Annotated in this window: 11 protein-coding genes; 2 read left to right on the forward strand and 9 right to left on the reverse strand. The window is 68.3% G+C overall.

Going from position 1 to position 11190, the window contains the following annotated elements; translation table 11 throughout:
• From ACREPD_RS20355 to prmB, 9 genes are all read right to left on the reverse strand, one after another.
• Positions 1 to 849, reverse strand: an 849-nt coding sequence (locus ACREPD_RS20355) for a flotillin family protein (RefSeq protein WP_431600991.1), incomplete at its 3' end; no start/stop codon positions are given.
• Positions 846 to 1529: a hypothetical protein gene (locus ACREPD_RS20360; protein WP_431600992.1), complete on the reverse strand. Its 684-nt coding sequence runs from the start codon at positions 1527 to 1529 to the stop codon at positions 846 to 848. The genes ACREPD_RS20355 and ACREPD_RS20360, both read right to left, overlap by 4 nt.
• 304 nt (positions 1530 to 1833) lie before the next feature.
• A complete protein-coding gene (locus tag ACREPD_RS20365) occupies positions 1834 to 2490 on the reverse strand; it encodes a phosphoribosylanthranilate isomerase (RefSeq protein ID WP_431600993.1) in 657 nt (218 codons plus the stop codon).
• Positions 2487 to 3260 (reverse strand): tRNA pseudouridine(38-40) synthase TruA, encoded by a 774-nt coding sequence (gene truA, locus ACREPD_RS20370; RefSeq protein ID WP_431600999.1) that lies wholly within the window; start codon positions 3258 to 3260, stop codon positions 2487 to 2489. The genes ACREPD_RS20365 and truA overlap by 4 nt, the downstream gene beginning before the upstream one ends.
• A gap of 13 nt (positions 3261 to 3273) precedes the next feature.
• Complete coding sequence (locus ACREPD_RS20375; protein WP_431600994.1) at positions 3274 to 5181, reverse strand: type IV pilus assembly protein FimV; 1908 nt, start codon at positions 5179 to 5181, stop codon at positions 3274 to 3276.
• 55 nt (positions 5182 to 5236) lie between these two features.
• Positions 5237 to 6262, reverse strand: a complete 1026-nt coding sequence (locus tag ACREPD_RS20380; protein ID WP_421571058.1) for an aspartate-semialdehyde dehydrogenase — start codon at positions 6260 to 6262, stop codon at positions 5237 to 5239.
• Positions 6263 to 6365: 103 nt separating this feature from the next.
• A complete protein-coding gene (locus tag ACREPD_RS20385) occupies positions 6366 to 7421 on the reverse strand; it encodes a 2-hydroxyacid dehydrogenase (protein WP_431600995.1) in 1056 nt (351 codons plus the stop codon).
• Positions 7414 to 8517, reverse strand: coding sequence for a chorismate synthase (gene aroC, locus ACREPD_RS20390; RefSeq protein ID WP_431600996.1), 1104 nt, complete (start codon positions 8515 to 8517; stop codon positions 7414 to 7416). The genes ACREPD_RS20385 and aroC overlap by 8 nt, the downstream gene beginning before the upstream one ends.
• Positions 8514 to 9443 (reverse strand): 50S ribosomal protein L3 N(5)-glutamine methyltransferase, encoded by a 930-nt coding sequence (prmB, locus tag ACREPD_RS20395; RefSeq protein ID WP_421571054.1) that lies wholly within the window; start codon positions 9441 to 9443, stop codon positions 8514 to 8516. The genes aroC and prmB overlap by 4 nt, the downstream gene beginning before the upstream one ends.
• Before the next feature lie 131 nt (positions 9444 to 9574).
• Here prmB and ACREPD_RS20400 point away from each other — a divergent pair, with 131 nt between their 5' ends.
• Complete coding sequence (locus ACREPD_RS20400; RefSeq protein WP_431600997.1) at positions 9575 to 10225, forward strand: SCO family protein; 651 nt, start codon at positions 9575 to 9577, stop codon at positions 10223 to 10225.
• A complete protein-coding gene (gene asd, locus ACREPD_RS20405) occupies positions 10222 to 11064 on the forward strand; it encodes an archaetidylserine decarboxylase (protein WP_431600998.1) in 843 nt (280 codons plus the stop codon). Before ACREPD_RS20400 ends, asd begins: the two co-directional genes overlap by 4 nt.
• The last annotated feature ends 126 nt before the right edge of the window (positions 11065 to 11190 follow it).

The raw sequence follows: 11190 nt of genomic DNA on the forward strand, positions 1-11190 counted from the left end.
GCGGGCCTGTTCGGACAGCTGGCGCTGCTCTTCCTGCACCTTCGCGGTTTCGGCCTGCTCGCGCGCCTGGATGGTTTCGATCTCGCGCTTCTGGCGCGCCTCGGCCTCGGCCTGCTGGCGCTCCAGCGCCAGCAACGCCTCACGCGCCTCGACGTTCTTCTTGGTGATGGCCAGCTTTTCGTTCTGTTCCAGCTCGTTGGTCACCACGTTGTGGGTGGCGGTGAGCTCGGTGATCTTGCGGATGCCCTGCGCGTCCAGGATGTTGTTCTGGTCCAGCAGCATCTTCGGGGTCTGTTCGAGGTAGTCGATGGCGACGTCTTCCAGCGCATAGCCGTTGAGGTCGTTGCCGATCACCGCGATGATCTCGTCGCGGAATTCCTGGCGCTTCTCGAACAGTTCGGTGAACTCGAACTTCTTGCCGACCGTCTTCAGCGCCTCGGAGAACTTGGCGTTGAACAGTTCGTCCACGGCATGCTTGTCCGAGGCGCGGTCGGCACCGATGGCCTTGGCCACGCGCAGCACGTCGGCCTGGGTTTCATTCACGCGCAGGTAGAAGGCCACGGCGATGTCGGCGCGCATGTTGTCGCGGCAGATCAGGCCTTCCTTGCCACGGCGGTCGATCTGCAGGGTGATCAGGCTGATCCGCATGAGCTCGGCGCGGTACAGCACCGGGATGATCAGGGCACCGGTGAAATGCACCTTGGGCTGGGAACTCATGTCATTGACGATCAGCGCCACGCCCTGGTCGACCTTGCGGTAGAAGGCCTTGAACAGGCCGGCAAGGCCGAGCAGCAGCACCAGCAGGGCGCCAACCCCGATCACGAAGGGGGCCAGGGTCGCAAAACTCATCGGTGGATCTCCTTGTCGCCCGAAATCAGGCTGTCTTGGAACGAAAGCGCAGGGTGGCCGTGTTCACGGGCCACCAGGTAATGGTTGTGTTCGGGCAGGTAGTCGAGCAGGACCACGCGCTCACCGCGTGGCAGGGCATCGCCCTCCTCGCGCAGGCGGACCTGCAGGATCAGCCCGGCGCCGCCGTCGTCGACGGTGGCGTAGCCGGTCTGCGTGGTCACCTGCGGCGAGGCGATCACGCCCACGCGGCCCAGCAGCGAGGTCTGGGGCACCGGGCGCAGGCGCAGCAGCAGGCGCCGGATGGGACGCAGCAGGACGGCGGTGATGGGCACCGCAGGCACCAGCGCCAGCAGCGCGGTGGCACTGCCGGCCAGCCAGCGCAGCGAATCCGGCAGCGGCTGCAGCAGGAACAGGTGTACGAAATAGGTGGCGGTCCAGCCGAAGAAGGCCAGTAGCGCGATCACCAGCATGACCGGTGCGCCGCCCAGGCCCAGGCGCGAGAACATGCCGGAAACGCCATGCAGGCCGCCGTCGCTTACATCCAGGTCGAGACCGTCGCCGCCAATGCCGTCATCGACCACGCCACAGGCGGCCAGCAGCCAGTACACCATCGCGAATGCCAGCACGATGCTGTACGGCAGCGTGGGAAACGTGAGCGCAACATTGAGGAATTCCGCCATTCCAGTACTTCCCTGCATCGATGCCGCCCCCGCGGCGTCCTGCGCAACGCACTCCGGCGTTTCGCGATTACGCGCCGTGTGGGCCGCGCCTTGTCCTGTCGATGCTACGTGAAATATGCCCTAGCGCCCATAGGGGTTTTCTCACCGGTGGGCGGCTTCGGTTGGGGATAAACGTTGGAGAGGTGGTCGGGGCCGTGGTGCCTTGGCTTCGGGCGGTTGTGCCGCGCTGCGCGCGGTTGCCACGCATGGCGTGGCACTACGAATTGTTACGGGCCCATTGGGATTTGGATCTGTCGATCCCGGCCTAATCGGCCTCGTGGCAGTCCGCGCGGCGGACTTCTTCGACGAATTTGCGCATTTTGTAGCCGTCCTTGATGCCCGGCTCGGTTTCGATGCCGCTGGAGACGTCCACGCCCCATGGCAGGGTCGCGACGATGGCGTCGAAGACGTTGTCCGGGGTGATCCCGCCGGCCAGCAGGAACGGGCGGTGCAGGCCGGTCGGCACACGGCTCCAGTCGAACGCCACGCCGGTGCCGCCGCCGCCGCCGGGGGCGTGGCTGTCGAACAGGAACCCAGCCGCGCTCGGATAGCGCAGCTGCAGCTGGCGGGCGTTGACCTCGTCACGCCCGCCCATCGCCACCGCCTTCAGGTAGGGCATGTTGAAGCTGCGGCAGAACGACTCGTCCTCGTCGCCGTGAAACTGCAGCAGGGTCGGCCGCACCGTGCGCAGCACCTCGCGGACCTCTTCCTTGCTGTTGTCGCGGAACAGTGCCACCACGTCCACCATCGGCGCGATCGCCTGGCGCATGGCGCGGGCTTCGGCCGGGGCGACGCGGCGCTTGCTTTCACGCGCGAAAATGAAGCCCACCGCATCGACGCCGAGTTCGCCGGCCAGGCGGACGTCGCCAGCACGGGTCATGCCGCAGAACTTGATGCGGGTGCGGTAGAAAGAGCGACTCATAAGGTGACCTCGGCGGGCAGGTGCCAGTTGTCGGGGTACAGCGGTCCAACAAACACCAATCCCTGTGGCGGCGCGGTGGGTCCAGCCAGGGTGCGGTCCTGGCCGGCCAGCAATTCGGCCATCCACGACACCGGCTTTTCCCCCGTCCCGATCAGGATCAGTGAGCCGACGATATTGCGCACCATGTGATGAAGGAATGCATTGGCCTGAACGCACACCTCCACCACATCCCCCTGGCGGGTCACGCTGATGGCCTGCAGGTTGCGCCGCGCATGCAGCGCCTCGCACTGGATGCTGCGGAAGGCACTGAAGTCGTTTTCGCCCAGCAGGGCCTGCCCGGCCGCATGCATGAGCGCCGCGTCCAGCGGCCGGCGCTCCCAGCTCAGGGTCTGCCGGTACAGCGCGGGGCGGATCGTCCGGTTGAGCAGGCGGTAGCGGTAGCGGCGGGCCCGCGCCGAGAAACGCGCATGGAAGTCATCGGCCACCGGCACGCACCAGCGCACTGCGATGGAGCGCGGCAGCCGGGTGGTGGTGCCCAGGGTCCAGCCGCGCGGATCGCGCACCACATCGGTCTCGAAGTGCACCACCTGGCATTCGCCGTGCACGCCGGCGTCGGTGCGCCCGGCGCAGACCACCTGGATCGGCGCGTCGGCCACGGACGACAAGGCGTCCTGCAGGCTGGCCTGCACGCTCGGGCATCCGCTCTGGCCGAGCTGCTGCCAGCCCTTGAATTCGCTGCCGTCGTATTCCACGCCCAGTGCGTAGCGCATGGTCACGCCTGCCTCATCCGAGCCGTGCCAGCAGTTCGCGGGCCTGCAGCTGGCTGTGCGGATCGCCGGCGGTGGCCACTTCCTGCAGCAGGACGCGCGCGGTGTCGTCATCGCCCAGGTCCAGGTAAGCGATCGCCAGTTCCAGGCGCTCACGGCCCGGCGCACCCAGCGGCGCGGCAGCGGGTGCCGGCGGCTCGGCGGTGTCTTCCGGGAACTCGAACACGCCGCGATAGGACGGCTGTGCGGCCGCCTCCAGCGCATGCGCCGGCACCGGGTCGGCATCGGCAATGCGGGGCTCGGCGGTGTCGATCAACGGTTCGACCGGGAGCACATCGCTCTGGCCCGGCTGCGGTTCCAGGGTAAAGACCGGCTCGCGACGGCCGTTGTCTGCCGGGTACTCGTCCAGACGCGCGTCGGCCAGGACGTAGTCCGGGGCGTCGCGCAGGTCGTCGTCCAGCTGCTCGGCATCCTGCTGCGCGGCCAGTTCGTCCACGTAATCGGCCGCCGGCACGGGCACGGCCGCCGCCAGGCTGGCGGCATCCAGCCCCTCGCGGCGCAGCGGCGGCAACGGCGACGGCTTGCGGCGGCGGGCCAGCGCCCAGCCGGCGACCACCAGCAGCAGCACCCCCAGGCCCAGCCAGACCCAGCCGCCCCCGCCGGCCTCGCGCGCGGCCGGCGCTTCGCCAAGACGCTGCTGCGCGGCGGCCAGGTCGCTGTCCTTCATGGCAATCAGCGAGGCCTGCTGCTGCTTGAGCTTCTCCAGTTCGTCCACGCGGTTGCGCAGCTCCTGGATCTCGGCGTCGCGGGTGGCCACATCTTCCTTGGCCTGCCGCAGTTGTTCATTGCCCAGCATGTCACCCTCGCTGCCGGCGGCGGTGCCGGTGGTTGTACCTGCGTTGTTGTCGGTGGCGGCGACCGCCGGGGCGATCTCCAGGCGTCCGCCACTGGCGGCGGGCGCGCTGGCCGGCGCGGGCGCGGGTGCGCTCGGCGCAGCGGCGACACCACTGCTGACCGGCTGCGGGATCGCCGAGCGGGCCTGGCGCCACTGCGCGGCATGCTCGCGGACGATGGCAGCGGCTTCATTCGGGTCGATGGGACCTGCGGCGTCACCGCCCGGCGCACGCAGCACCGCGCCCTGCTTGAGGAGGTTGACGTTGCCACGGATGAACGCATCGGGGTTGGCGCGCAGCAGCGCGATCATGGCCTGGTCACGGCTGAGGCCCTGCTCGCGCGCCATGGCGCCGGCAATCTGCGACAGGGTCTGGCCACGGCGCACGGTGATGCTGCCGTCGGCGGCCGGAGCCGCCGCCGGTGCGGCTGCCGCAGCGGTCGGACGGCGCGCAGGCGCGGCATTGCGTGCCGGCACCGGACTGGTGCGCGACGGCGTGGTGTCGGCTGCGACGGCGTCGGTCGGCGCGGGCGCCGGCTCGGGCTCGCGCACGATCGCGTTGGACATCGCACCGGCCGGGGCGACGATCTCCGGTTCGGCCACAGCCACGGCGCTGTCGGGCGCATCGACCAGGGCCGAATATTCGCGGACCAGGCGGCCCTGCCCCCAATCGGCTTCGATCAGGAAATTCAGGGAGGGAGTGGTCACCGGGGCCTGTGAGCTCACCCGCACGACGGCACGCCCGTCGGCATTCCGGGTCAGTTCGAACTGCAGTTCACTGACCAGCCCGGCCGGACGCTCCAGGCCTACCCGGGCGAACGTCACCGGTGAGGCCAAGGCAACGCGCAGGTTTTCCAGCTCGGACGGGTCGGCCGAGATCACCGGGATTTCGGCCAGCAGCGGCTGGCCCGGTTTGGACAGCACCCGGATATCGCCCAGCCCGAGGGCCATGGCAGAGCTGCTGGCCAGGGCCAGCAGCAGGGTAGACGCAACCTTGAGCGGGCGCAGCGCGCCCGGAACTCGTTTCTTCATGCCGGCAATATAGCGATTCCCGACGCATCCAGCCACGAAAGACGTGGCGTGAACCTCACCCTTCGGCGGCGACCAGCTCGGCCAGCTGCACCGCATTGAGCGCGGCGCCCTTGCGGATGTTGTCCGACACGATCCACAGGTTCAGGCCGCGCGGATGCGACAGGTCTTCGCGGATACGGCCCACGTAGACCGCATCGTTGCCCGAGGCATGCGTCACCGGCGTCGGGTAGCCACCCGCCTCATGGCGGTCGACCACTTCCACGCCCGGCGAACGCGACAGCAGCTCGCGCGCCGCGTCCGGGGTGACCTTGTCGCGGGTCTCGATGGTGACCGCTTCGGAGTGGCCGTAGAAGACCGGCACGCGCACGGCAGTGGGATTGACCAGGATGCTGTCGTCGCCAAGGATCTTGCGGGTCTCCCAGACCAGCTTCATTTCTTCCTTGGTGAAGCCGTTGTCCTGGAAGTCGTCGATGTGCGGGATCAGGTTGAAGGCGATCTGCACCGGGAAGCGCTGCGGATCGATCTGCTGGAAGCTCAGCAGCTGGCCGGTCTGCTTGCCCAGTTCCTCGAGCGCGGAGCGACCGCCGCCGGACACCGACTGGTAGGTGGCCACGTTGATGCGCTGGATGCCGTACTGGCGATGCAGCGGGGCCAGTGCGACCAGCATCTGCATGGTCGAGCAGTTCGGGTTGGCGACGATGCCGCGCGGACGGTTCTTCAGCGCCTCCGGGTTCACTTCGGAAACCACCAGCGGCACGTCATCGTCGTAGCGGAAGGCCGAGGAGTTGTCGATCACCACCGCACCGGCGGCGGCGAACTTCGGGCCGAACTCCTTGGAGACGCTGCCACCGGCGGAGAACAGCGCGATGTCCACGCCGGCCGGGTCGAAGCTGGCCAGGTCCTGGACCTTGATCTTCTTGCCGTCGAATTCGATCTCGCCACCGGCCGAACGCGAGGACGCGAGCAGGCTCAGCGTGGCGATCGGGAAGTTGCGTTCGGCCAGGATGGCCAGCATGGTTTCGCCGACAGCGCCGGTGGCACCGACGACAGCGACGTGGAAACGACGATCAGGGTTGTTCATGGGGAGCCTCGTTTGGATGTACCGACCGACGGTCGGTGTCTACCGAATGTGTATGGAACGCGGATTGGGCTCGGGGAACCTCACGTAGTGGACGCGCGGTTCCCTATCGTTTTGCGTCGTCGATTTTTTTGCCGCCCACGGTCGCGGCGCCGGCCTTTGCGGCGGCCACGGCATCGGCGTTGATCGCGCTCGGCGGATGGCCGGCATTCGGGCCCACGTGCAGCGCGGCCAGCAGGTTGTCCACCGCCAGCTGCACCATCGCCCGGCGGGTGGCCTGGCTGGCGCTGCCGATATGAGGGGTGAGCACGATGTTGTGCAGGGCCAGCAGTTCCGGGCGCACGCGGGGCTCGCCTTCGAAGACATCCAGCCCGGCGGCCGCCAGGCGACCGTTGGCCAGTGCGTCGGCCAGCGCCAGCTCGTCGACGATGCCGCCGCGCGCGATGTTGACCAGGGTGGCGGTCGGCTTCATCTTCGCCAGCGCGCGCGCATCGATGATGTGGTGCGAGGAAGCGTTGTACGGCAGCACCAGCACCAGATGGTCGGCCTGCGCCAACAGGGTGTCCAGGTCCACGTACTGCGCGCCGACCTCGGCCTCGGTGGCCTCCGGCAGGCGCGAACGGTTGTGGTACAGCACGCGCATGCCGAAGCCCAGCGCGCCACGGCGGGCAATGCCCTGGCCGATGCGGCCCATGCCGAGGATGCCCAGCGTGCTGCCGTGGATGTCCGCACCCAGCATGGTCTGGAACGACCACTGGCACCACTGCCCGTCGCGCAGCCAGCGCTCGGACTCGGTGATGCGCCGCGCGGTGGCCATCAGCAGCGCAAAGCCGAGATCGGCCGTGGTTTCGGTCAGTACATCCGGGGTATTGCTGGCCAGGATGCCGGCGGCGCTGAGCGCGTCCACATCGAGATTGTTGTAGCCCACGCCAACATTGGCGATCGCACGCAGCTGCGGTGCGTCGGCGATCTCGGCCGGGCCGATGCGCTCGTTGAGCGTGATCAGCGCACCGTCGACGCCGGCCAGGCGTTCGGCCAGCATCTGCGGCGTGTAACGGGTGACGTCCGCGGTCATGGTCAGGTCGACATGCTGCCCGAGCTGCTCGATGACATCATCGAACAGTGGTTGGCTGACCCAGACCCGTGGCCGCGTCTCAGCCATCGATCGACCCTGGAATGCGCGGGGTGATCTCGCCGACGTCGCCACACTGGGCGCGGTGACGCAGCGCCTGGTCCATCAGCACCAGCGCCATCATCGCTTCGGCGATGGGGGTGGCGCGGATGCCGACGCAGGGGTCGTGGCGGCCGGTGGTGATCACTTCCACGACCGCACCGCTGGCGTCCACGGTGGCACCGGGCAGGCGCAGGCTCGAGGTCGGCTTGAGCACGATCGAGGCGGTGACCTGCTGACCGGTGGAGATGCCGCCGAGGATGCCGCCGGCATGGTTGCTGGCGAAGCCTTCGGGGGTCATCAGGTCGCGGTGTTCGGTGCCCTTCTGCACGGCGCTGGCGAAGCCGTCGCCGATCTCGACGCCCTTGACCGCGTTGATGCTCATCAGCGCCGCGGCCAGTTCGCCATCGAGCTTGCCGTAGATCGGCTCGCCCCAGCCCGGCGGCACGCCGTCGGCGACGACATTGACGCGCGCGCCGACCGAGTCGCCGGACTTGCGCAGGGCATCCATGTAGCTTTCCAGCGCCGGCACCTGTTCGGCCACCGGCCAGAAGAACGGGTTCTCTTCCACCGCCGACCAGTCATGCCCGGTCGGGGTGATCTCGCCCAGCTGGGACAGGTAACCACGCACGCTGACGCCGTAGCGCTGCAGCAGCCACTTCTTGGCCACGACGCCGGCGGCCACGCGCATGGTGGTCTCCCGCGCGGACGAGCGGCCACCGCCGCGCGGGTCGCGGATGCCGTACTTCTGCCAGTAGCTGTAGTCGGCATGGCCCGGGCGGAACTGCTGGGCGATGTTGCTGTAATCCTTGCTGCGCTGGTCGGTGTTGCGGATCAGCAGGGCGATCGGCGTACCGGTGGTGCGCCCTTCGTATACGCCCGACAGGATCTCGACCTCGTCGGCCTCGCGCCGCGCGGAGGTATGCCGGCTCTTGCCGGTGGCGCGGCGCTGCAGGTCATGGGCGAATTCGTCGGCGCTGATCTCCAGCCCCGGCGGGCAGCCGTCGATCACGCAGCCGATCGCCGGACCGTGCGATTCGCCGAAGGTGGTGACCGTGAGCAGTCTGCCGAAGCTGTTGGAACTCACGGCCGCAGCGCCGCCAGTTCAGTGATGCGGGCGCTGTGGGCGATCAGTTCACGGCACTCGACCGCAAAGATGCCCATCTGGCCGACCTTGAACTCGATCCAGGCAAAGTCCACTTCCGGCAGCAGCTTGATCAGGTGCTGCTCGGACTCGCCCACTTCGCAGATCAGCAGGCCGTCCTGGCTGAGGTGCAGCGGCGCGTCGCGCAGGATCTTCAGGACCAGGTCCAGGCCGTCGTCGCCGGCACGCAGGCCCATTTCGGGCTCGTAGGAGTATTCCTGCGGCAGCGCGTCAGTCTCGTCGTTGGTGACGTATGGCGGATTGGTGACGATCAGCTCGTAGTGGCGGCCGGTCAGCCCGTTGAACAGGTCGGACTTGAGCAGGGTGACGTTGGTCGCCTGCAGGCGTTCCTTGTTCTCTTCGGCCAGCGACAGGGCCTCATCGCTGAGGTCCACGCCGTCCACTTCCCAATTGGGGTAGTAGTGGCCCATGGCGATGGCGATGCAGCCCGAGCCGGTGCACAGGTCGAGGGCGCGGTGCACGTCGCGGCCGGCCAGCCACGGCTCGAAGCCGGTTTCGATCAGCTCGGCGATGGGCGAACGCGGCACCAGGGCGCGGCTGTCGCTCTTGAAGCTCAGCCCGGCGAACCAGGCTTCGCCGGTCAGGTAGGCGGCCGGCAGGCGCTCGGTGATGCGGCGCTCGAACAGGGCCAGCACCTCGGCCTTTTCCGGCGTGGTCACCCGGGCGGCGCCATACGCCGGGCCCAGGTCGTGCGGCAGGTGCAGGGCGTGCAGGACCAGCTGGGTGGCCTCGTCCAGGGCATTGTCGTAGCTGTGCCCGAAGGTCAGCCCGGCGGCGTTGAAACGGCTGGTGCCGTAGCGGATCAGGTCGATGATCGTATGGAGTTCGGCGGCCGTTTCGGCAGTCATGGCAAGGCAACAGACAAAGTGGTCCCCGATTATAGGCGCTGCGGCGCAGCAGGGCATCCGTTGCAGCAGAAACGGACGCCGCCCGCCCCAATCCCTCTATCATGGTGGGCCATTCCGGGAACGGGTCCTTCATGTTCAATCGCAACGTCGGCATCATCCTGCTTATCGCGCTGGCCGCCGGGCTGGGCCTGGTGGTTGCCCAGAAGGTGTTCGCGCCCAAGGCGCCCGGCAACCGTCCCGCGACCGAGTCGATCACCTTCTACCCGCAGCCGCGCCCGCTGCCCGACTTCAACCTGAGCCAGTCCGACGGCACCCGCCTGATTCCCGGCGAGCTCAAGGGCCACTGGACCCTGGTGTTCCTGGGCTTCACCGCCTGCCCGGATGTCTGCCCGACCACCCTGGTCGACCTGGCCCAGGCCCAGAAGCAGTGGGAAGTCCTGCCCGAAACCCTGCGCCCGCGCCTGGTGTTCGTCTCGGTCGACCCCGAGCGCGACACCCCCACCCGGCTGGGCGAGTACGTGCATGCCTTCCACAAGGACACCCTGGCCGCCACCGCCGACGTGCCCTCGCTGGAGCGCTTCGCCACCTCGCTGTTCTTCGTGTTCCAGAAGGTGCCGGGCAAGACGTTCGATGAAAATCCCCAGGATTACACCCTGGAACACTCGGCCAGCCTGGCCGTGCTGGACCCGGACGGCAACCTGGCCGGCCTGATCCGCCCCCCCTTCAATGCGCCGGCCATTGCCCGCGACCTGAACCTGTTGACCGAGAAATCCGCCCCATGAGCCTGACCACCACGCTGAGCTACGTCCTGCCCCACCGCCTGCTGTCGTCCATGGCGCGGCGCCTGGCGTACTCCAGCAACCCGCGGATCTCGCGCTGGCTGATCGACACCGTGACGGCGAAGTTCGGGGTGAACCTGGCCGAGGCGGCCAACCCGGACCCGCGCAGCTACCCGACCTTCAACCAGTTCTTCACCCGCGCCCTGAAGCCCGGCGCGCGCGTGCCCGATGCCGGCCCCCGCACCCTGCTGATGCCGGCCGACGGCCGGATCAGCCAGCTCGGCGCGATCGAGGACGGCCGGATCTTCCAAGCCAAGGGCCAGTCGTTCACCGCCGCTGAACTGTTGGGCGATGCGGCCGATGCCGAGGTGTTCCACCACGGCCTGTTCGCCACGGTGTACCTGTCGCCGAAGGACTACCACCGCGTGCACATGCCGTGGACCGGCACCCTGCGCGAGACCGTGCACGTGCCGGGGCGGTTGTTCAGCGTCGGCCCGGCCGCGGTCAACAACGTGCCGGGCCTGTTCGCCCGCAACGAGCGCCTGGTCTGCCATTTCGACACCGATTTCGGCCCGATGGTGCAGGTGATGGTGGGCGCGCTGCTGGTCTCGGGCGTGGAGACGGTGTGGAGCGGCGAGGAGATCCCGCGCTACGGCGACACCATCACCCGCAAGGATTACCGCGGCAAGGGCATCACCCTGGAGCGCTTCGCCGAGATGGCGCGCTTCAACTACGGCTCCACCGTCATCGTGTTGCTGCCGCCAGGCGTAGCCGATTTCGCCCCGCATCTGGATGCCGAGCACGCCGTACAGCTGGGGCAGGCATTGGCCACCCTGCGTTGAGAGCAGCCACGCGACAAAACCCTTGATCGCGTCGACGCGGCAAACACACGGGCGCGTGGCGACGCGTTCATCGAACTGGCACGCGCCGGTCACTCGGCGCGGCGTGGCTCTACGGAATAAAAAAAC

Origin of the sequence: Stenotrophomonas sp. (assembly GCF_050737075.1) — a bacterium.
Lineage (GTDB): Bacteria > Pseudomonadota > Gammaproteobacteria > Xanthomonadales > Xanthomonadaceae > Stenotrophomonas.